18 protein-coding genes are annotated in these 19,962 nt (G+C 67.9%); 9 read left to right on the forward strand and 9 right to left on the reverse strand.

The window, feature by feature from the left end; genetic code table 11:
- Positions 1-235 precede the first annotated feature (235 nt).
- From ABL310_RS07725 to ABL310_RS07735, 3 genes are all read right to left on the reverse strand, one after another.
- On the reverse strand, positions 236-1,300 hold the full coding sequence (locus ABL310_RS07725; protein ID WP_349370788.1) for an IS110 family transposase: 1,065 nt from the start codon (positions 1,298-1,300) through the stop codon (positions 236-238).
- Between the two features lie 411 nt (positions 1,301-1,711).
- On the reverse strand, positions 1,712-4,231 hold the full coding sequence (locus ABL310_RS07730; protein WP_374730402.1) for a YbcC family protein: 2,520 nt from the start codon (positions 4,229-4,231) through the stop codon (positions 1,712-1,714).
- A gap of 46 nt (positions 4,232-4,277) precedes the next feature.
- Entirely contained in the window at positions 4,278-5,867 is a 1,590-nt protein-coding gene (locus ABL310_RS07735; RefSeq protein ID WP_349371106.1) for a proton-conducting transporter membrane subunit, read from the reverse strand.
- A 107-nt stretch (positions 5,868-5,974) separates the two neighbouring features.
- Between ABL310_RS07735 and ABL310_RS07740 the strand changes: the two genes are divergently transcribed.
- From ABL310_RS07740 to ABL310_RS07755, 4 genes are all read left to right on the forward strand, one after another.
- A complete protein-coding gene (locus ABL310_RS07740) occupies positions 5,975-6,844 on the forward strand; it encodes a LysR family transcriptional regulator (RefSeq protein WP_349371107.1) in 870 nt (289 codons plus the stop codon).
- A 188-nt stretch (positions 6,845-7,032) separates the two neighbouring features.
- Positions 7,033-7,287, forward strand: a complete 255-nt coding sequence (locus ABL310_RS07745; protein ID WP_188910342.1) for a DUF2312 domain-containing protein — start codon at positions 7,033-7,035, stop codon at positions 7,285-7,287.
- Between the two features lie 62 nt (positions 7,288-7,349).
- Positions 7,350-8,627: a DUF763 domain-containing protein gene (locus ABL310_RS07750; RefSeq protein WP_349371108.1), complete on the forward strand. Its 1,278-nt coding sequence runs from the start codon at positions 7,350-7,352 to the stop codon at positions 8,625-8,627.
- A gap of 65 nt (positions 8,628-8,692) precedes the next feature.
- Complete coding sequence (locus tag ABL310_RS07755) at positions 8,693-9,406, forward strand: SDR family oxidoreductase (protein WP_349371109.1); 714 nt, start codon at positions 8,693-8,695, stop codon at positions 9,404-9,406.
- 4 nt (positions 9,407-9,410) lie between these two features.
- Here the strand turns inward: ABL310_RS07755 and ABL310_RS07760 are convergent, their stop codons facing one another.
- Positions 9,411-9,626 carry a hypothetical protein gene (locus ABL310_RS07760; RefSeq protein ID WP_349371110.1) on the reverse strand — a complete coding sequence of 72 codons (216 nt, stop codon included), beginning with the start codon at positions 9,624-9,626 and terminating at the stop codon, positions 9,411-9,413.
- A 151-nt stretch (positions 9,627-9,777) separates the two neighbouring features.
- Positions 9,778-11,691 (reverse strand): hypothetical protein, encoded by a 1,914-nt coding sequence (locus ABL310_RS07765; RefSeq protein ID WP_349371111.1) that lies wholly within the window; start codon positions 11,689-11,691, stop codon positions 9,778-9,780.
- Positions 11,692-11,928: 237 nt separating this feature from the next.
- Between ABL310_RS07765 and ABL310_RS07770 the strand changes: the two genes are divergently transcribed.
- Positions 11,929-12,102, forward strand: coding sequence for a hypothetical protein (locus ABL310_RS07770; protein ID WP_349371112.1), 174 nt, complete (start codon positions 11,929-11,931; stop codon positions 12,100-12,102).
- A gap of 62 nt (positions 12,103-12,164) precedes the next feature.
- Here ABL310_RS07770 and ABL310_RS07775 read toward each other — a convergent pair whose 3' ends face one another.
- The 3 genes from ABL310_RS07775 to ABL310_RS07785 all read right to left on the reverse strand — a co-directional run bounded on the left by ABL310_RS07775 (position 12,165) and on the right by ABL310_RS07785 (position 13,451).
- A complete protein-coding gene (locus tag ABL310_RS07775; protein ID WP_349371113.1) occupies positions 12,165-12,416 on the reverse strand; it encodes a hypothetical protein in 252 nt (83 codons plus the stop codon).
- Between the two features lie 56 nt (positions 12,417-12,472).
- Positions 12,473-12,724 carry a hypothetical protein gene (locus ABL310_RS07780; protein ID WP_349371114.1) on the reverse strand — a complete coding sequence of 84 codons (252 nt, stop codon included), beginning with the start codon at positions 12,722-12,724 and terminating at the stop codon, positions 12,473-12,475.
- Between the two features lie 247 nt (positions 12,725-12,971).
- A complete protein-coding gene (locus ABL310_RS07785; RefSeq protein WP_349371115.1) occupies positions 12,972-13,451 on the reverse strand; it encodes a hypothetical protein in 480 nt (159 codons plus the stop codon).
- A gap of 144 nt (positions 13,452-13,595) precedes the next feature.
- Here ABL310_RS07785 and ABL310_RS07790 point away from each other — a divergent pair, with 144 nt between their 5' ends.
- The 4 genes from ABL310_RS07790 to ABL310_RS07805 all read left to right on the forward strand — a co-directional run bounded on the left by ABL310_RS07790 (position 13,596) and on the right by ABL310_RS07805 (position 17,126).
- The gene (locus tag ABL310_RS07790) at positions 13,596-13,850 is read left to right on the forward strand and encodes a helix-turn-helix transcriptional regulator (protein WP_349371116.1); all 255 of its coding nucleotides are present in this window, start codon (positions 13,596-13,598) and stop codon (positions 13,848-13,850) included.
- Between the two features lie 132 nt (positions 13,851-13,982).
- The gene (locus ABL310_RS07795) at positions 13,983-15,038 is read left to right on the forward strand and encodes a protein phosphatase 2C domain-containing protein (RefSeq protein WP_349371117.1); all 1,056 of its coding nucleotides are present in this window, start codon (positions 13,983-13,985) and stop codon (positions 15,036-15,038) included.
- A 34-nt stretch (positions 15,039-15,072) separates the two neighbouring features.
- Positions 15,073-16,071 carry a serine/threonine-protein kinase gene (locus ABL310_RS07800; protein WP_349372018.1) on the forward strand — a complete coding sequence of 333 codons (999 nt, stop codon included), beginning with the start codon at positions 15,073-15,075 and terminating at the stop codon, positions 16,069-16,071.
- Positions 16,068-17,126 carry a serine/threonine-protein kinase gene (locus ABL310_RS07805; protein ID WP_349371118.1) on the forward strand — a complete coding sequence of 353 codons (1,059 nt, stop codon included), beginning with the start codon at positions 16,068-16,070 and terminating at the stop codon, positions 17,124-17,126. The genes ABL310_RS07800 and ABL310_RS07805 overlap by 4 nt, the downstream gene beginning before the upstream one ends.
- 16 nt (positions 17,127-17,142) lie before the next feature.
- Here the strand turns inward: ABL310_RS07805 and uvrB are convergent, their stop codons facing one another.
- Positions 17,143-19,863, reverse strand: coding sequence for an excinuclease ABC subunit UvrB (uvrB, locus tag ABL310_RS07810; protein WP_349371119.1), 2,721 nt, complete (start codon positions 19,861-19,863; stop codon positions 17,143-17,145).
- Positions 19,864-19,962 lie beyond the last annotated feature (99 nt).

Here is a 19,962-nt window from a genome sequence, read left to right on the forward strand (position 1 = left end):
CCGCTGGCCAAGATGGGTTACGCTTGATCGGGCGCCGAACATACCCGCGATTTCATCGCGCCATTGGGTCCCGCGGCTTGGCCCGATCATCGACGTGTCGATGGTCCACCTCTCGTTCCTGCAGGTCACGCCCTCGCTTGTCGGCCCCGGAGGGCACGGCGGGCGGCGGGCGTCTCGGGCGCGCCGGGGCGGCCGCAGGTGCGGCCGGCCGGCGCGAAACGGGGTGCGGCGGCGCTCACGCCGCGGCCTCCAGCGGCTCGAGGGCCGGGCCGTGATCGCGGTCGAAGCGCGCGCCGGAGGCGAGGAGCTTCCACAGGATCCGCGCCACCCGGTTGGCCAGCGCGACCGCGACCTCCTTGAACTTCTTCTTGGGCAGGAGCCGCGCCGCCCAGGCGACGAGCCGCCCGCCGCCGCAGGCCTCCTCGCCGCGGCGCTTCACCTGCTGGAGCAGCGCCGTCGCCGCGCAGACGAGATCGGCCCTGAGCGCCATGTCGCCCGCGCGGGTGATGGCGCCGAGGCGCTGCCTGTTGGCGGTGGTGTGGTCGCGCGGAGTGAGCCCGAGCCAGCCGGCGAAGGCGCGTCCCGAGCGGAAGCGCCGCGGATCGCCCACCGCCACCATCGTGCGCCAGGCCACGACCGGGCCGACGCAGGGCACCTCCATCAGCCGGCGGCAGGCCTCGCTCGCCCGCGCCGCCTTCACGAGCGCGGCCTCCGCGGCCGCGACCCGCGGGCCGAGGCGCTCCCATTCGTCGGCGAGATCCTCGAAGACGAGCCGCGCGTGCGTCGGCAGGTCCGTGCGGGCGAGGATCTCGCCGAGGATCGTGGGGATGTATCGGGCGCCCTGCGGAGCCACGATCCCGAGCTCGGCGGCGTAGCCGCGAACGCGGTTGCCGATCTCGGTTCGGCGCGCCTGGAGCGCCCGCCGGTGGTCGACGAGCATGGCGGCCGCCTGCTGCGCCTCGCTCTTGATCGGCACGAAGGTCGTGTCCGGCTCCCGCACGGCCCGGCAGATCGCCCGGGCGTCGGCGGCGTCGTTCTTGTTGCGCCCGACGAAGGGCTTGGCGAGCTGGGGCGGCACGATGCGCGCGTCGTGGCCCATGGCGACGAGCTCGCGCGCGAGAAGGTGCGCGCCCCGGCACGCCTCGATCCCGATCAGCGTCGGCGCAAGCGCCGAAAGCTTCTTCTTCATCCGCGCCGGCGTCCCGCTCTCGCGCCAGACCTCCCGGCCCGACGCGTCCGCGCCGGACACCGCGAAATGAGCCTTGGACGTGTCGATGCCGATCGCGCTAAACTCCTTCATGGACGGTCCCTCCCTCAGATCGAGCTGCAGATACTCCATCTTGGCACACAGATGCCGCCGGGTGGGGCCGTCCACACCAACATACGCTCCGGAGCCATGAGGAGCGGCGCGCCAGCGCCGCGTCGTGACACGCCTGCATCCTTGTCGAGGGACGCGCGCGCTGCCGCGCACGCTGAGACAAACGTCGGCGGTTCTGGGCCCCGGGCCCGCTTCGCGACCCGGGGTGACAGCGCGTGCGGCAGGCGCTCACCCGTCGGCGCTGTTGTCCTCCAGTCCGACTCCGATCGACCTCTCCTTCGGGGAGGTGTCGGACGCGCTTGTCGCCACCGCCCGATGCAGCGCGCGGCCGGCATCTCCCCGCAGGGGAGGTGGGCCGCGCGAGCGGCCCGGAGGGGCGGTGCCCCCCGTCTCTCACCCCTCGATCGTCTCCCACGCCAGCGCGCCCACGTAGCGGCGCACGGTCCTCCCCTCGTCGGCGAGCTGGAAGAGATGGAGCCAGCCATTGTCGACGAGGTGGCGCACGCTCTCATGCTTCGAGATGATCTTGTTCATCTCCTCGATCGGCGCCTCGATGAAGACGTTGAGGCGCAGCGGCTCGTGGACGAGGCGCTCGCCGTCGGAGACGGATTGCAGGGGCAGGCCGACCTTCAGGTCGCCGGCATTGCCCTCCAGCACGCCGAGGCCGCCGACGACGTTGTGCAGGACCTTGTTGCCGGAGCCGAAGGCCGCATTGTCGACCGACGAGCCGTAGTACTGCAGGCTGATCCAGGAGGCGACGACCATCGGGGCGGTCATGATCAGCTCGAGGATGCCGAAGCCCTCGTCCGCCTCCCATTCGTAATCGTGCAGGAAGGAGCGCCCGCCGAGGTCGACGCCGCGGGTGCGCGCCCGCGGGGCGGCGACGAAGGCGGCGCAGCCGGCGAGGCCCCATTCGGGCCGCACCTGCGACCAGTCGTTGGCGCGCGCCAGCACCTGTCCGTCGACGTTCGCCCCCGGCGCGTCGAGGGCGAGCAGCGCCGAGCGCTCGAGGCGGGTCAGCGCGCCGGCCTGGGCGAGCCAGGCCTTCAGCCGGGCGAGGTCGCCCGCATGGCTCTGCGGCAGGATCTCGGTGTCGTAGAGATGCACCTCGTCGGTGGTGGTGTCGTGCAGGGCCGGGACGAACCAGGTGTCGTCCGGCAGGCCCATGCCCGCCTCCTTCAGCCCCTCGCGGACGGCGGGGTCGTTGAGGATGGCGGTGGTGACCCGCGCGTTGGCCTCGCCCGTGTGGCCGCCGCAGGCGCCGCAATCGAGGCCGGACGCGTGCGGGTTGTTGACCGTGGTCGAGCCGTGGCCGGCGAGCATGATCAGCCGGCCGTAGGGGCCCGTCATCGACATGGCCTTGAGCACGACCTGCGCCGTGGCGATGCGCTGCTCCACATCGATGCCGGCGAGCCGGCCGTCGATCTCGCTCCCAGCGAGCGTCGGCGCGAGGCGCTTCGCGACGTCGGCGTCGAGCCCGTCCACCGCCGGATGCGTCACCGGCCGAGTCTTGCCGAGCGTGTCGCCGACGAGCTTGCCGGCGAAGAGCAGGCCCGCCGCCTCGACGTAGGCGAAGGAGGAGACGGCCGATTGCTTGAAGGTCTTCCAGGACTTGGCGGCCTCCTTGCGGAGCTTGCGCAGGCCGGCGACCTCCTCCTGCTCCTGCGCGCCGGCGTCCTTCACCTCCTCGCAGACGACGAAGGCGGGCTTGAGCAGGACCGGGCACTGCGCGCCGCCCCGGCGCCGGCCGAGCGGCACGTACTCGATCGGCAGGCCGAAGAAGCCGGCGAAGCCGATGGTCTGTACGCCGGGCGCCACCGTCTCCAGCGCGCGCCGGAAGACCTCCGAGCGCACGTCGATGCAGAAGGCGGCCTGGGCCGCGGGCCGCTCGGCCTCGGCCGGCGCGGCGTCGGCCGCCCGGTTGGCCTCGACCACCCGCGAAACGAGGCCGCGCCGATGGGCGATCTCGGCGGCGTCCTGCAGGATGGCGTCGACGAGCCGCTCTGGATCGAGCGTCCGGGGAGCGCTCATCTTCGTCAGCGCGGCGTCGAAGGTCGCCTTCGCCTGCGGCGTCACCGCGAGGAGCGCCGCGTCGTAGGAGAGGCGCACCGCGAGGAGCTCCTTGAGGACGGGATCGCTCCCGCCGTCGAGCTCGGCGTTCCAGACGAGGTAGCGGGCGTAGGAGGCCCAGCCGTTGATGGTGACGAGCGCCCGGTACAGGTAGTCCGCCCAGGCGGCCTCCGGCACGCCGAGATCGGCGATCGCCGTGGCGATGGCGGCGTCCGCGTCCTCGGGCAGCAGCGCCAGCGCCTTGCGGAAGCCGGCAAAGCCCATCACCTCGGGCGTCAGGTCGAAGGCGGCCTGCGCCCGCCAGGCGTCGTAGAGGCCCTTGCCCCGCACGGGCGCTCGCCAGAGCGCCTGGCCCTCGTCGAAATAGCGGGCGCAGAACTTCGAGATCTCCTCGACCACGAGCGCGGCGGCGCCGGTCGCCGGATCGCGGCCGGTGGCGACGTCGATCGCCTCGGCGGCGGTCATGGCGAGCGGGCAGAAGGGCCCGTCCTCGGCCATCTTCGTCTTCAAGGCGCCGAGATCGGCGGGCGCCCCTTTCCCGGCGCCGTGGAGCGCCTGGGCGAGGTCGGCGTCGGTGATCTCGCCGGCGGCGTGCTTCGCCGCGTAGGAGGACCGCGGCAGGGTCAGCCGTGCGCCGGAGATGCGGGCGAGGGTCGAGGCGGCCTCGGCGAAGCTCTGGTCGATCAGGCCGAGATAGGGGTTGACCGCCACGAAGTGCTTGAGCGGCCAGAGCGGCGCGATCCGGCCGCAGGCCGTCGCGACCTCGCTCTCGAGGCTCGCGAGCGACGCGGCCGCCTCGCGGGCGCCCACGCTCTCGGCGCGGGCGAGCGCGGCCTGATCCATGGTGAGCTCGGCGGGAGTCTTCTTGGTCATCACGAGAACCTCCGGATCAGGACTTCTTCACCGTGACCGGCGCGAGCCGGGCGGCGAGGCGGGTGGCGTAGGCGTTCACGTAGAAGCCGTTGGCGATGTGGACGTAGAGGGCGGCGAAGGGCCGGTGCTTCGCGAGGGCGGGGGCGAAGGTCTGGATCGCGAGCGCCGCGGCGAACGAGACCACGACGAGGCCGACCACGAAGCCGTCGAAGGCGCTCTCGAGCGTCAGGCTCGGGGCCACCGCGCCGGCGAGCAGCCAGGCGGCGGCGGCCTGGAGCGCGTAGTAGGCGACCACCACGACCCCGGCGAGCGCCGCCGCCGAGCCGAGCGCCTTCACCGCGGTCTCCTGAGACAGCACCGTCGCGAGGTAATGGGCGACGCCGAGCGCCACGACCGCGGCGAGCGCGAAGGCGCCCGGATTGTCGAGAATGCTCGCGCCGAACACCGCCCCGACCGCGAGGGTGAGCGCCACCGAGGCGGCCAGCGTCGCGCCGTAGATCGCCGGGTTCGGCATCTTCGCCTCCTCCGGCGGCAGCGCGGCGCGGATGGTCTCGACCGCCGAGCCCGAGGAGAGGAAGGCGTGGGCCTTGTAGAGGGCGTGCGCCACGATGTGCAGCGCCGCCGCCGAGAAGGCGCCGAGCCCGCACTGGAGCAGCATGAAGCCCATCTGCCCGATGGTGGAATAGGCGAGCGCCACCTTCACGCTCGGCGCCGTCAGCATCACCAGCGAGCCGAACAGCGCCGTGAAGCCGCCGACGATCGCGAGCACGTCCATGGAGGGCGCCGAGAGGACGACGAGCGGCGAGAGCCGCACGATCAGGAAGCCGCCGCGATTGATGATGCCGGCGTGGAGCAGGGCGGAGACCGGGGTCGGCGTCTCCATCACCTCGCCGAGCCAGCCGTGGACCGGGAACTGGGCCGACTTCACCAGCGCCGCGAGCACGATCAGGAGGACCGCGACGTGCACGGCCCAAGGCGTCTCGCCGGCCTCGGCCATGGCGGTGGCCTCGGCGAGGAGGACCGGGATCTCGAGCGTACCGAAGACGCCGAGCACGAGCGCGGAGGCGACGATCAGCGCCGCGTCGCCGACGCGGCTCGCGATCCCCTTCTTGCGCGCCGCGAGCACGGCGTACGGCCGATCCTTGTAGAAGACGAGGAGCTGATGCAGGCCGAGGCTCGTCGCGATCCAGGCGAGGACGAGATGGAAGAGGTTGCCCGAGGCCATCAGCACCAGCGCGGCGGCGATGGTGAGCGACAGCAGCTTGATGAAGCGGCCGTGGTGCGGGTCCCCGTCGAGATAGTTCTTCGAGTAGGCGACCACGATGGCGCCGACGAAGGAGACGAGCACCAGCATCAGGGCCGAGAACGCGTCCGCGTAGAGCGCGAGGCCGACCCCGCCGACGCCCAGCGTCCCGGTGTAGAGCGGCCCCGCCGCGATCACCGCGAGGCCCGTCGCCACGCTCGCGCCGAGCGCCACCAGCGCCGCGAGGCGGGCGTAGCGCGCCATGGCGCGCGGCTCGGCGTTCGCGCGGGAGGTCGGGATCAGCCCGACCACGAGGAGGGCGGCTGGGCCGAGGGCGGCGAGCCAGGCGAGCAGGGCCGACATAAGGGATTCTCCGGATTAGCACGTCTCCGAATCGGATATAGGCGTCCACGTTGCTTCTGAAAAATTCAAACTTTGCAAGACATCGTTCGCTCTGGTAGAACGATCCCATGGCCACGCTGAACTACCATCACCTGCGCTATTTCTGGACCATCGCCCACGAGGGCGGGCTCACCAAGGCCGCGCGGCGGCTCAACGTCTCGCAATCGGCGCTCTCCGTTCAGCTGCGATCGCTGGAGGAGCAGCTCGGCCACGACCTGTTCACCCGCGAGGGCAAGCGGCTCGAGCTCACCGAGGCCGGGCGGATCGCGCTCGACTACGCCGACAGCGTGTTCAAGACCGGCGAGGAGCTGGTCTCGACCCTGCGCGAGCGCCCTGGCGCGACTCGCCGGGCGCTCAGGGTCGGCGCCATCGCGACGCTCTCGCGCAACTTCCAGCTCGCGCTGCTCCGCCCGCTGATCGGCCGGCCGGACGTCGACCTCGTCCTGCGCTCGGGGACGCTGCGCGAGCTCCTGGGCCTCCTCGACGCGCACGAGCTCGACCTCGTGCTGGCCAACGCGCCCGCCCCGCGCGATGCGGCCGCGCCGCGCGAGAGCCGGCTCCTCGACGAGCAGCCGGTCTCCATCGTCGGCCGGCCCGTTGCGGGGAACGGGGCGCTGCGCGTGCCGGAGGATCTCGACGGCGCGCCGATGGTGCTGCCGTCCGCCGAGAGCGAGCTGCGCCTGGCCTTCGACCGCCTCTGCGACGCCGCCCGCGTGCGCCCCTCGATCCTCGCCGAGGTCGACGACATGGCCATGCTGCGCCTCCTCGCCCGGGAGAGCGACGGCCTGACCCTCGTCCCGCCCATCGTGGTGCGCGACGAGCTGGCGAGCGGGGTCCTGGTCGAGCGCGCGCGCGTGCCGCTGCTCTCGGAGAGCTTCTACGCGATCACGCTGCGGCGGCGGTTCCCGAACCCGCTGGTGGGGGAGCTGCTGGGATGAGGGGAGGGCGTTTCGGCCCGCTATCCCCGCAATTCCCACAGGCCCGTCCCCAGCCCCGCGCCCGCGACCGCGCGGCCGCGTCTGCGGCCTTGCGTCGGCCCGCGGGCGCGGCTATCGCAACCCTCCGACATCGCCCGCGCGAGAGCCGCAGCCCGGCCGCGCCGTTCATCTCGAGAAGGATCGCCACCATGGTCGCAGACGTCGCCGATTCCGGGGTCGCCGCCGACGAGCTCCGCCAGTTCATCGAGCGCATCGAGCGGCTGGAGGAGGAGAAGGCCGGCATCCAGTCGGACATCAAGGACGTCTTCGCCGAGCTGAAGGGTCGCGGCTTCGACGCCAAGGCCGTGCGCCAGATCCTCAAGATCCGCAAGAAGGACGCCTCCGAGCGCCAGGAGGAGGAGGCGATCCTCGAGCTCTACATGCAGGCGCTCGGCATGGCGTGAGGCGCGCCGGCGCGGGACGGCGGGCTTGCCGGGCAGGCGCGCTTCGTTTACGCTCCGTTCTCATGACGACACGCGCCGGCAGCGCCGATCTCCCCCTCCACGGCGGCCGCGTGCCGCATTGGCTCGGCGCGCGCATGTCGGCGCTGGGCGCCGTGATGGCCGAGGCGATCGTGCTGGAATACGGGCGCGACGAGTTCCTGCGCCGTCTCGCCCATCCGTTCTGGTTCCAGAGCTTCGGCGCCGTCATCGGCATGGACTGGCACTCGTCGGGCATCACGACGAGCGTGATCGGCGCCTTGAAGCGCGGGCTCGGGCCGAAGGCGCGCGAGCTCGGCATCCATGTCTGCGGCGGGCGCGGGCGGCATTCGCGGGCGACGCCGGCGGAGCTCCTCGCGGTCGCCGAGCGCACCGGGCTCGACGGCGATGCCCTCGCCAGGGCGAGCCGGCTCGTCGCCAAGGTCGATTCCGCGGCGGTGCAGGACGGGTTCGAGCTCTATCTCCACGGCTTCGTCGTCACCGACGACGGCCGATGGACGGTGATCCAGCAGGGCATGAACGGCGAGCGGCGGCAGGCGCGCCGCTACCATTGGCTCTCGGAGGGGCTGGAGAGCTTCGTCGACAGCCCGCACGCCGCCGTCGAGGGACGGGGGCAGGGCACGATCGTCAACCTCGCCGACCGGCGCGCCGCCGCCTCGCGCACGGGGCAGGTCGCGCTCCTCGCCGAGCTCGGGCCGGACCGGATCGTCGCCGAGGCGCTGAAGCTGGACGGCGGTGGCGCGGGCCAGCCCGCCCCGACGCCCGAGCCCCAGCCCGCGCAGCCGCTCCTGCCGCATCTCGTCATGCCGCGCCACGAAGAGGTGCGTCCCGAGACCGTGGTCGCCCGCAGGCTCCACGGCGCCCTCGCCGCCGCGGCCGAGCGCGGGCCGGTCGACTTCCCCGATCTCCTGATGACGCCCGGCGTCGGCGCGCGCACCGTGCTCTCGCTGGCGATGGTGGCCGAGGTGCTGCACGGCGCGCCCTGCCGCTTCAGCGATCCCGCCCGCTTCTCGCTGGCCCATGGCGGCAAGGACCGCCATCCCTATCCGGTGCCCACCGCCGTCTACGACCGCACCATCGCCGTGATGAAATCCGCATTGCGCAAGGCGCGGCTCGGCGAGGCGGAGGAACTCGCGGCGCTCCGCCGCCTCGACGACCAGGCCCGCCGGCTCGAGGCCGTGGCGGAGGGTCCGTCGGTGGACGCGTTCATGGCGCGGGAGCGGCGGATGTCGCCGGCATGTGGCGGGCGCAGCGTGTTCGGGTGGGAGAAGGGGGAGAGCGACGTGGCCGGGCCCGCGGCCTGAGGGCGCGCCAACCATCCGGCGGCGCGAGGCGTTCCTCCGTCTGATCATCCAGACAGGAGCCCCCGATGCCCGCCACCACCCCCGCCCCCGACGACAAGGTCCTCCTCGTCACCGGCGCCTCCTCCGGCATCGGCGCCGCGACCGCGCGCGCTGCGGCGGGGGAGGGGTGGCGCGTGGCGCTGGCGGCGCGCTCGGTGGAGAAGCTCGAGGCTCTCGTCTCGGAGATCGGGGCGGATCGCGCCGCCGCCTTTCCCTGCGACGTGACGGACTATGCCGACCAGGAGCGCATGGCCGCCGCGGTCGTGGAGCGCTTCGGCCGGATCGACGCCGTCTTCGCCAATGCCGGCACGGGAGGCGCGCCCGGCGGCTTCTCCGGCGCGCCGCCGGAGAGCTGGCGCAAGCTGGTCGACGTCAATATCCTCGGCGTCGCCTACACGCTGCGCGCGACTTTGGCCCATCTGAAGGCGGCGCGCGGGCACGTGCTGATCACCGGCTCCGTCGCCGGGCGGCGGGTGCTGGCGGGCTCGATGTACGCCGCCTCGAAATGGGCGGTCACCGCCATCGGCTACAATCTGCGCGAGGAGCTGCGCGGCACGGGCGTGCGGGTGACCTTGATCGAGCCCGGCATGGTCGACACGGCGTTCTTCGACGAGCCGAAGCCGGATGCGCTCCGCCCGGAGGACGTCGCCCGCAGCGTCGTCTACGCGCTGGCCCAGCCGCCGGGCGTCGACGTGCACGAGCTGACCATCCTGCCGACGCCGCCGGTGGAGGAGGGGTGACCGTTCAGATGCCCGGCGCCGAGCCGGTGTCAGGCGAGTTTCCGTCGGCTCCGGCTTCGGAGGGGGACCCGGACGGCTGCCAGTTCGACTTGCCGCCATGCGCGATCTCGCGGCGGTCGCCACCGAAGGCGCGCGAGACGCTCCGATAGCCGGGCAGGGACTCCATGGCCAGGACGTCGGGGCTCTGGCTGAGCTGCCGCGTCTGCTCCGTGATCCTCATGATCACATCCCTGGCTACCCTCTGCATGGATTCCTCCGATAGTCCTCGGCAATATAGGCCGTACAAGAATTGAAGCAAGCTGAACGCGCATCGTAAAGACGCGTTCGACGTGCCCCGGGGTGCATGCGCCATCCGCGGCGAAGCGACGCAATCATGGGCGGCATGCCACGTCCTCTGCGCCCAGGACCCCGCCGAAGGCGCCGGGGTCCGGGAGGCAGACCGGCGCGTGATTTTCGTAGCGCCAGGCGACAGCCCTGTCGTCCTCTCTCCCGTCGAGCGTGACGTCCGACACGCGGACAGCCGAGAGGGTCAGCCTGACTGCATGTGCCCCGTAGGGGCAGGCTATCTCGATCGGTGCGCCCGCATCGTCGCGCCAAAGCGCTACCACCCGGTCGCTTCCGTTCGTCGATAGGCGACGAGACGTCCGGTGCTGCCTCGTCATCAGCGCACGGGAGGTCAGCGTCAGGACCGCGCTTCCCGGGTCTTCGGCGAGCACCGTTGCGTAACGCGCGGGCCAGCGCGCGCGCAGCTGAGGCGCGTCCATCAACAGCGCGAAGACGATGTTCGGGCCGACAGCCCGAAGCAGCTCCTGGCAAGGGTCGACGCGCGCGAGGTCCTCGCAGATCATCGCGCTGATGACGGTCCCGGGACGTACGACCGCGAAGTCGACGCGTCGGCTCAGCAGGTCGATGTTCTCCCACCAGAGACATGACGGGTCGAGAAAGCCTTCGAGCCCATACTCCAGGATCTGATAGCGATCGAGGCGCCAACGATGATGCTTCTCGCGCTGGGTGAGAAGGCCCGGATGCTTGGACTGACCCGATTTGTCCTGGAAGAGAGTCATCGAGACGAAATTGCCCGAGCGAATCTCTCCATTGTCGTCTTCGCTCTCGGACACCCCCGCGATCAGAAACTCGATTTCCGGAAGGCGCTTGATGAGTACATCGCGCAGGCGCTGATAGGTATCTGAATCGAGCGCGAGTTCAGGAAAAATGACTCCATGTATATTGCTGCATTCGTTCTTGGCCGCATGGATCAGATTTTCTGTGAAATGAGCGAGGGCATTTTGCATCGAGTTTCCGAGCCAAGTCTGCGCCAGCTCGAAATAGCCGAATCGCGATCGCCCGTTCATGTAGTCCGCTGCCGGCCTGAATGCGCTCCCCTCGATCGAGAACGGGAACGGCACCAGAAGGATGTTCATTTGCTGCTCGAGCGCTGGAGGGCTTTCGAACAGAAACGGAAACCAGGCGCCGCGTGCGATTCCTCGCGCCGGCAGCAGGGCGAGGTGGTGAGACAGGGATCGCAACGTGCACCCCACGGCCGCGGTTCGCGCTTTCGGCAGGACCGTGGCGACGTCCTGGTTGGCGGAGGACAGCGTCACGACGCCCGAATCGGGCCCTCGGACGAGGCCGCTCTCGTCGGTCGTCGTCTCCGCCGGCTGCCGGAGCTGCGCGCCGTAGTTGCTCGCGAATAGCCGCTCCAGCCAGCTGGGCTGTTCACCGTCCTTCGTCTCCGGGACGCGCCAGCCATATTCCAGCGCAGCCTCGTCGGCTGCGATGAAGAGGCTCAAAGCGGGGCTCCACCAGTCCGGCGGAGGCGAGCCGTAGGAGAGTGTCCTGAAGACCGGCTCGTCTGCGCAGGCCTCGAAAACGGCGTCCCACCACGCGTACAGTCGCGTCAGCGGCGCGCCCGCGCCACGCAACCAGCGGCCGAATACCTTCGGATCATCGGCTTTATAGTTCGTCTTCGGCTCGAAGGCGCGCCAAGCCGCGGCGACTTTGCCCGCTTCGTCGCGCATCGCCGCATCGACCTGGATCTGCCTCATAGGGCCGGCGCCGGTGCGCTCCGACACGACGTGGTGGTAGGCTCCGCTGAGCTCCAGCAAGTAGGCCGACGCGGCGAACACATCGGGCGGGAGCATCGGCGGCGTGACGTACGCTCGCGGAGGCCGCCCCTTCCGATCGGGAAACGACATGTACGGGAGCTGCCCGTCGACATACGGGAACAGAGACTGAAGCGCCGCTTTGACGGTGCGCGCCGCCGTACCATTGATCGCGTCACCCATGTCGCTGCCCCCAGCCAAGGTGGTGCACGTTGCTACTGCGTGCTTTCTAAGGAATTGTCAACTGAAAGAGGCTGCCTTGCGCTCGTGGTGAAGAGAGCAGTGGCGAGGAGGGGAGACGCCGTCTGTCGTCGACGGATCGGGCCCGAGCCGCCCGCCTTCGGGTTTCGCCCGATCCCGCTCCCCGAACGCTCTGGTAAGCTCGCGGGCCCGGACGCCGCTTCCCCCCGGAGCTTCGCCATGGCCGCCTTCGTTCTCGCCCTCGTCCTGCCTTTCCTCGCCCTGTTCCTGCTGAGACGCCCGATCGCGGGCACGGTCGCGCTCGTCCTGCAGGCGACGATCCTGCTGTGGCCCGTGGCCACCGTGTGGGCGCTCGTCGCCCAGCGCGCGGCGGACGACGCGGCGGCCTCCTGAACGCGCGAGCGCCCGCCGGAGGATCTCTCCGGCGGGCGCCGTGCGCGTGGGGGCGGATGGGCTCAGCTGTTGTCTTCGGCCATCATCCGGATCGTCTCGTGGGCGGCCCAGAAGGGCGCCTCGCCGACGGCGACCGGGGCCGGCGTCGCGATGGAGCCGGTGACGTTCACGTCCGGGGCCGCGCCGCGCTGGAGCTGGAAGAAGGCGTCCTTCTGCTGGGGCGCGTCGTAGAGGGTGACCTCGGAGGGGGCGGCGAGGGCCGAGCCGGCGAAGAGGGCGACAGCGGCGGCGGTGGCGAGAGCGAGCTTGGTCATGGTGGTGTCTCCTGTGGGATGTGCGCCTGTGGGGGCGTCGGGTCGGATTGGCGGGATCAGCTGTTGTTCTGGGCGTCGATGCGGATCTGCTCGTGGGCGGCCCAGAAGGGGACCTCGTCGGCGACGACCGGTGCCGGCGTCGCGATGGAGCCGGTGACGTTCACGTCCGGGGCCGCGCCGCGCTGGAGCTGGAAGAAGGCGTCCTTCTGCTGGGGCGCGTCGTAGAGGGTGACCTCGGACGGGGCGGCGAGGGCCGAGCCGGCGAACAGGGCGGCGGCGGCGGCGGTGGCGAGAGCGAGCTTGGTCATGGTGGTGTCTCCTGGGGTTGGGAGCGGACGCTGCGTCCGTCTCGATGCCCCTTACTTCGCTCGTTCCGCGGAAAACGCACGGCCCCGCTTCGCACGGTCTTTCTTGCGTCTGTGCAAGTAACGAGGCGGATGTGAGGAGCGAACGGGGGTGTTCGTCGCCGGCATGCGCGCCTGGACGCATTTTCCTCCTTCGTGTTCCCCCGACCGCACGCGGCGCGCCGCCGCGGCGGGTGCGGTCACGCAGCGTTCACGAATCCGTGTTCATGCAAAGTGCGGACGGCGCCAGCCGCCGCGGCATCCAGTATTCCGCCACCGGCTCCGGCAGGGCGGCGTCGCGCTCCAGAACGCGGCGGATGGTCCAGAGGTGGCGCACGAGCCGCTCGAGCGCCGGGCCCGGGGCCTCGTCGGCGACAGCGACCATCTCCGCCTCGCCCGCGGCCAGCACGAGCGCGAGCAGCGCCCCCTCCCGCGAGCCGACCGAGAGATACGCCGCCCGCGTGGCGAGGCGGTCGAGCGCCCGCCCGAGCCGGTCCATCTCCGCATGCGCCGCCTGTCGCTCGTCCGGGGTGGGCGCGTCGATCGCCCGGCCGTCGCAGAGGTGCTTGCGGGCGATCATCGCGTCGGCCTCGCGGGCGAGGGCTCGGAGGGGGCAGTCTGCGTGGGGGTGGTCGGGCCGCGCGAACGGGCTCGCGGCCGCGGGGGCGGCCGGGATCGGGGAGGGGACCATGACGGGCTCCTTCGGGGCGAGCGGGTCTGGCGCGCGCGATGGCGCGCACGGGGGTGGCGGGGATCTCTTGATGCCATTAGTATCATACGGGCGGACCGCCCTCGTCAATACCAAAAGTATCGAAGCGATCTAGAAAGTGCGCCGATGGCCGGCAATCCGCCCCGCATCACCTCCGAGCAGGTCCGCGCCGCCCGCGGCCTCCTGCGCTGGACCCAGCAGAAGCTCGCCGAGGAATCAGGGGTCTCGCTCCCCACGATCAAGCGCCTCGAGGCCGAGGCGGGCCCGGTCGGCGGGCTCAACATGACCGCCACGACGCTGCGCCGCGCCTTCGAGGACGCGGGGGTGGTGTTCATCGACGCCAACGGGGGTGGGGTGGGAGTGCGATTCCGGGAGCGCTGACTTCGACTACGAGCCTCCCCGACTCGCCCAGTCCTCTGATAACGTGCTTGTGGAGCGTGCGTCGGTGCACTACCCGTTCTCACGGTGGCATCGCCGCTTGGTGCGCATTGCTCGGGAGGCTGAGGAGTACAGGTGAGCGAAAAGAACCTTCTTTATCTCAGGGATTGGCTGTTCGAGGCAGTCCGAGACCGAGCAAGTCGCATCGTGCAGCCGCTAGGGATTTTCTTGGCGACGGACGTCGGCGTTGAGCGATCCGAGAACCAGGATCGTGTGGCCGTGATGTCCTGCGCCCGGCCGCCCGGAGAGAGTTTCGTTTGTGCCGCCCTTAGCGACGGCATGGGGGGAATGGTCAACGGTTCGGAGTGTGCGGCAATGACACTAGCCGCCTTGTTTCACTCGCTTCGCCGACATCAGGGCCCTTTCGAAGAGGCCTTGTTCCAAGCAGTGAATTTCGCCAACGAGCGAGTGTTCGAGTTCGCAAAGGGAAAAGGTGGTGCAACTTTATCAGCTATAATTGTTTCGGAAAATGCGACTTACGTGGTCAATGTTGGTGATAGCCGTGTCTACTCAACCAAAGAACAAAATCTCTTCCATTTAGCTCGTGAGACAAAGGATGATACCTTTGAAGAATTGTTCTCAAGGCCGAACCGCGGGCTCATTCAGTATGTTGGTATCGGCGAGGGGCTTGTTCCACATATTGGGCGACTCGATCCTGACATAGCAACAATATACATAACATCAGATGGAATTCATTATCTAGATCAGCACCTATTAACGGAAATGATTCGAAAGGCTCCCGAACCCAAGGCTGCCGCGGAGCGGCTCGTTGCTCTCGCGAGGTGGTTCGGGGGACACGACAACGGATCCATTGTGGCGTTGCGGCCCAAGGAGATTCAACCGGAACTCGTCGCCCGAGACCTACCCATCATTGAAATTTGGAGCGTGACTGATAAACTGACTATCATGATCGATGAAGCGCGTGTTGCGAATCGGCCTATCTCCGATAGAAGAGGCAGGGAGGGCGATCAAACTCCGGATGAGCGGTTGAAGCCGAAGGGGCGACCGACCAGACCTGGGCGCTCGTCACGCCGGAAGAAGCGCGACACCAGCCAGTCAGCGGGTCGAGACCAGTTGCGCATTGAGGTTGAGCAAATTACTGGGAGCCACGATGATATTGATCGCGAATAGGTATGAGCCGACCGGCAACGCGGCTTGGGGCGGAATGTCAGAAGTACACGAGTGCCTAGATAGGCACCTCGATCGGTATGTAATGCTCAAGCGCGTGAAGCGTGTTGGCGACTTTAGACGCCTCCTAGATGAACAGAAGGCGCTTCTGGCGGTCCGCTCACCTCACGTAGTGCAGCTTTTGGATATAGTTTCATATGAATATCAAGGAGAAGATGAGAACGGGTTGATCCTTGAGAAGATCGAAGGTGTCGACTTAGAAGGCCTTGTATTGAAGAGCGAAGCCGAGCAGCTTCATGCTGCTTGGCAAATTGCATGTGGATTAACGCATATTCATTCTGCTAACGTAGTTCATCGAGATATCAAACCGCAGAATATCCGCGTTTCCAGTGAGGGCACCGTGAAGATTCTTGATTTCGGACTTTCACGGAGCGTAGGCGTGGATAGTAAGACTAGGTCAGTAATCGGGACCTCAGAATTCATGGCTCCAGAACTTTTCGGAGAGCAGACGATAAGTTTTAGCTCATCGGTTGATATTTATGCTTTCGGCGTGACGTTGTTAAAGATATTCAACATCGCGATTCCTCCTGTAAAGCGGGGATCGACGCCCGAAGAGATCTTAAGGGCGATATCTGATAATTCTTCAGCTTTCCAACACGATCTAGCACTCCTCATCTCAAAGTGTCTTGCACCCGTCCCGAACCGGCGACCTTCGAGTGAAGAGGTTCAGCTTTTTTTTGAGCAGAAGCTGCTTCATAACCGGCATCGAGGCCGTATCTTGCTTGGTGGCAAGGTCCACGAAATCAATAAAGATAAGCGAGCGCTTACTTTGTCGACAAAGGAGTGTAAGCTATCAATAGAGTATGACGGGAAAGAATTCACGGTGAAGAGCGTGATGGGCCGTGTCATGCTGAACAATCGCCCTGCAGTTCCTGGATCAAGAATGATACCGGCCTGCGTGATTTCGTTTGAAGGAAGCAACTCTCCGCGTACTTTCACAACTTTTGAGACCAATAGCCCGCAGGTGCAGATATGATCGGCAGTGTGCTTTCTGGACGGTACCGGGTCGTCAAGCATATCGGCCAAGGGGGCATGCAGAGTGTTTTCCTGGCTAAGGACCAGCTACTTGATAAGAACGTTGCTTTAAAAACTCCGCTGCCTGGCGAAAAGGCGAAGCGTTTCCGGTCTAGTGCGATCCTTGCCGCCAAGGTGAACCACCATAACGTAGCCAAAACACTTGACTACTTTGAGCAGGATGATGGTCCATTTTTGATTGAGGAGCTTGTCGAAGGAGCAGATCTTGAAACGGCAACTTTATCGCAGTTTCAGTTCGTGGATCCGTATCTAGGAATGAAGATATTTTCGAAACTCGCTCGTGGTTTGCGGGCCTCGCACGAGGCCGGGGTTGTGCACAGAGACCTAAAACCGTCTAATGTGCTTGTCTCTGCTGATCCGAACTTGTCAACAGTCAAGATCACCGATTTCGGTATCGCTACACTCGCGCAACAATTCTTCGATGAGCAAGGCGGAGAGTTGACCAAATCGACCGCTGGCACTGTTAAGGGCGCCCTGCCGTATATGGCGCCTGAGATGATGTTCAGACAACCTGGAGAGCACCCCGGGCCAGAGGCGGACATATGGTCCCTTGCAGCATTGATGTTCCGAATATTAGCAAAGTCTTATCCCTTTGGCCAAGGTATGCTCGCAGCCGTGCGCGTTGCATCTGGCAAGCTTGAGCCGTGGCCCAAGTTCATGACAGCAAATCAACACTACGCAGAGGCCTCAAAAGATTTGCAAGATCTTATTGTGTCTTGTCTTAAAAGCTCAATTGAGGAGAGGCCCAGTCTGGCAGATATCATCACGCGCCTTGAAGAGATGCACGCAATCAATCTTGAGAGAAAAACGGCAAAAGTAGTTAGAATACAGTATGGAACCCAATATTTTGCCCTCTCGGACAGTGGTGAAGACGTTTTCTTTCATGTCGAAAGTGTATATGGCACCACAAGAATAAAGGTTGACGATCGTGTGATGGTTTCACTTCACCCAGGTACTCCGTACTCCCGGGCACATCCGGTAGTGAAGCTAGCATAGTTCGTCTCCCCCCCCCTCACCCCCTCTTCCCCTTCCTCCCCCTATACTTCGGCGCCTGCCCCGGCCGCCCCTCCATGCTCCGCCCCGCCGGCCGCGGCGCCACGGCGCCCGCCCCCAAGGGCCGCTCCCGGTCCGTCCCCGGCCCCATCTCCCCCGGAACCGGCTTCGCCACCCGCGTCCCGCCCTTCGGCCGCCCGCCGCGCGCGTCCCCGGCGCCGTAGCGTCCGGCGCCCGCCTCGATGTCCCCCTGCCGCGCCATCGGGTCGTCGCCGACCAGCAGCTCCGTTTCCTGCAACCTCTTCAACTCGTCGCGCAGCCGGGCGGCCTCCTCGAATTCCAGGTTGGCGGCCGCCTCGCGCATGCGCTTCTCGAGGTCGGCCATGATGGCCTTGAGATTGTGCCCGACGGTCGCGCCGGCCTCGGCCAGGCCCGTGTCGACCCGCACGTGGTCGCGCTCGTAGACGCTCTCCAGGATGTCGCCGATGGCGCGCTTGACGCTCTCCGGGGTGATGCCGTGCTCGGCATTGTAGGCGAGCTGCTTCTCGCGGCGGCGCTCGGTCTCGGCCATGGCGCGCTGCATGGAGCCGGTGATCGTGTCGGCGTACAAGAGGCAGCGGCCGTCGACGTTGCGGGCGGCGCGGCCGATGGTCTGGATCAGCGAGGTCTCGGAGCGCAGGAAGCCCTCCTTGTCCGCGTCCAGGATGGCGACGAGCGCGCATTCGGGGATGTCGAGGCCCTCGCGCAGCAGGTTGATGCCCACCAGCACGTCGAAGGCGCCCAGCCGCAGGTCGCGGATGATCTCGATGCGCTCCAGCGTGTCGATGTCGGAATGCATGTAGCGCACCCGCACGCCGTTCTCGTGCAGGTACTCGGTGAGATCCTCCGCCATGCGCTTGGTGAGGACGGTGGCCAGCGTGCGGTAGCCGCGGCGCGCCATGTCCTTCACCTCGCCGAGCAGGTCGTCGACCTGGCTCTTGGCGGGGCGGACCTCGACCACGGGGTCGACGAGGCCGGTGGGGCGGATGACCTGCTCGACGAAGATCCCGCCGGTGCGGTCCATCTCCCACCCGCCGGGGGTGGCGGAGACGTGCACCGATTGCGGGCGCATGGCGTCCCATTCCTCGAAGCGCAGCGGGCGGTTGTCCATGCAGGAGGGCAGGCGGAAGCCGTACTCGGCCAGCGTCGCCTTGCGCCGGAAGTCGCCGCGATACATGCCGCCGATCTGCGGCACGGTGACGTGGCTCTCGTCGGTGAAGACGAGCGCGTTGTCGGGCAGGTACTCGAACAGGGTCGGCGGCGGCTCGCCGGGGCGGCGGCCGGTGAGGTAGCGCGAATAGTTCTCGATGCCGTTGCAGGCGCCGGTGGCCTCGATCATCTCGAGGTCGAAGGTGGTGCGCTGCTCCAGCCGCTGCGCCTCGAGCAGCCGGCCCATCTTGTTGAGCTCGGCGAGGCGCTGCTTGAGCTCCTCCTTGATGCCCTTGATCGCCTGCTGGAGGGTGGGGCGCGGGGTGACGTAGTGCGAGTTGGCGTAGACCTTGACGAACTCGAGCTCGGCGGTCTTCTGCCCGGTGAGCGGGTCGAATTCCTGGATGGTCTCGATCTCGTCGCCGAACAGCCCGATGCGCCAGCCGCGGTCCTCCAGGTGGGCCGGGAAGAGCTCGATGACGTCGCCGCGCACCCGGAAGGTGCCGCGGGTGAAGTCGGACTGGATGCGCTTGTATTGCAGCGCGACGAGGTCGGCGATGAGCTGGCGCTGCTCGATGCGCTCGCCCTGCTTCAGGGAGAACGACATGGCGGTGTAGGTCTCCACCGAGCCGATGCCGTAGATGCACGAGACGGAGGCGACGATGATCACGTCGTCGCGCTCGAGCAGCGCCCGCGTGGCCGAGTGGCGCATGCGGTCGATCTGCTCGTTGATGGACGATTCCTTCTCGATATAGGTGTCCGAGCGCGGGACGTAGGCCTCCGGCTGGTAATAGTCGTAGTAGGAGACGAAGTATTCCACCGCGTTCTCGGGGAAGAACGACTTGAACTCGCCGTAGAGCTGCGCGGCCAGCGTCTTGTTCGGCGCCAGGATGAGGGCGGGGCGCTGGGTCTCCTCGATCACCTTCGCCATGGTGAAGGTCTTGCCCGAGCCGGTGACGCCGAGCAGCACCTGGTCGCGCTCGTGCTCCTCCACGCCCTTGCACAATTCGGCGATGGCGGTGGGCTGGTCGCCCGCCGGCTTGTACTCCGACCGCATCACGAAGGCACGGCCGCCCTCCGACTTGTCGGGCCGTGACGGGCGGTGCGGCGTCCAGAGCTTGCCGTCCTTGAACAGCGGGTTGCCGGAGGTGAGCAGGTCCTCCAGCGCCTTCACCGTGGCGGAGACGCCGCCGCCGGCGAGATCCTCCGGCGGGGGCAGCGCGGAGGGCTTCCTCGGGCGGCCCCCCTTGCGGGCGGGGGAGTCCGCGGGCTCGGCGAGATCGCGGGCGGCGGGGGGCGCGAGATCGGGGTCGAGCTCGCCCACGAAGCCGGTCTCGAAGCCGCGCTGCGGCGCCTCGGCGAAGCCGGTGACGCCGGTCTCGCCCTTCTTCTTGCTCAGCGCCGGGTTGAGCAGCTCGGCCAGGTGCTCGTCGAGCGGCTTCAGCTCCGGCTTCTGCGCCTTCGGCCGCGCGCCCTTGCGCGCGGGGGCGCCGGAATCGGAGGTGGGGGCGGACGGGGATTTCGCCGGGGATTTTTTCGGGGTGCGAGCCATGGGGGGAATATGGGCGGAGTCGCGCCCGGGGGAAAGGTGGGGACGAGGCCTTCACCGAACGACCCGCGGGAACGGAACCGCGTCCCCACGCTCCCGGTT

It is taken from the genome of Salinarimonas sp. (assembly GCF_040111675.1).
Classification (GTDB): domain Bacteria; phylum Pseudomonadota; class Alphaproteobacteria; order Rhizobiales; family Beijerinckiaceae; genus Salinarimonas.

Coding starts and splice junctions, on each gene's coding strand:
- ABL310_RS07725 (WP_349370788.1), bottom strand. CDS start 1,300: ATGAAGGAGTTTAGCGCGATCGGCATCGACACGTCCAAGGCTCATTTC.
- ABL310_RS07730 (WP_374730402.1), bottom strand. CDS start 4,231: ATGGATCAGGCCGCGCTCGCCCGCGCCGAGAGCGTGGGCGCCCGCGAG.
- ABL310_RS07735 (WP_349371106.1), bottom strand. CDS start 5,867: ATGTCGGCCCTGCTCGCCTGGCTCGCCGCCCTCGGCCCAGCCGCCCTC.
- ABL310_RS07740 (WP_349371107.1), top strand. CDS start 5,975: ATGGCCACGCTGAACTACCATCACCTGCGCTATTTCTGGACCATCGCC.
- ABL310_RS07745 (WP_188910342.1), top strand. CDS start 7,033: ATGGTCGCAGACGTCGCCGATTCCGGGGTCGCCGCCGACGAGCTCCGC.
- ABL310_RS07750 (WP_349371108.1), top strand. CDS start 7,350: ATGACGACACGCGCCGGCAGCGCCGATCTCCCCCTCCACGGCGGCCGC.
- ABL310_RS07755 (WP_349371109.1), top strand. CDS start 8,693: ATGCCCGCCACCACCCCCGCCCCCGACGACAAGGTCCTCCTCGTCACC.
- ABL310_RS07760 (WP_349371110.1), bottom strand. CDS start 9,626: ATGAGGATCACGGAGCAGACGCGGCAGCTCAGCCAGAGCCCCGACGTC.
- ABL310_RS07765 (WP_349371111.1), bottom strand. CDS start 11,691: ATGGGTGACGCGATCAATGGTACGGCGGCGCGCACCGTCAAAGCGGCG.
- ABL310_RS07770 (WP_349371112.1), top strand. CDS start 11,929: ATGGCCGCCTTCGTTCTCGCCCTCGTCCTGCCTTTCCTCGCCCTGTTC.
- ABL310_RS07775 (WP_349371113.1), bottom strand. CDS start 12,416: ATGACCAAGCTCGCTCTCGCCACCGCCGCCGCTGTCGCCCTCTTCGCC.
- ABL310_RS07780 (WP_349371114.1), bottom strand. CDS start 12,724: ATGACCAAGCTCGCTCTCGCCACCGCCGCCGCCGCCGCCCTGTTCGCC.
- ABL310_RS07785 (WP_349371115.1), bottom strand. CDS start 13,451: ATGGTCCCCTCCCCGATCCCGGCCGCCCCCGCGGCCGCGAGCCCGTTC.
- ABL310_RS07790 (WP_349371116.1), top strand. CDS start 13,596: ATGGCCGGCAATCCGCCCCGCATCACCTCCGAGCAGGTCCGCGCCGCC.
- ABL310_RS07800 (WP_349372018.1), top strand. CDS start 15,073: ATGTCAGAAGTACACGAGTGCCTAGATAGGCACCTCGATCGGTATGTA.
- ABL310_RS07805 (WP_349371118.1), top strand. CDS start 16,068: ATGATCGGCAGTGTGCTTTCTGGACGGTACCGGGTCGTCAAGCATATC.
- uvrB (WP_349371119.1), bottom strand. CDS start 19,863: ATGGCTCGCACCCCGAAAAAATCCCCGGCGAAATCCCCGTCCGCCCCC.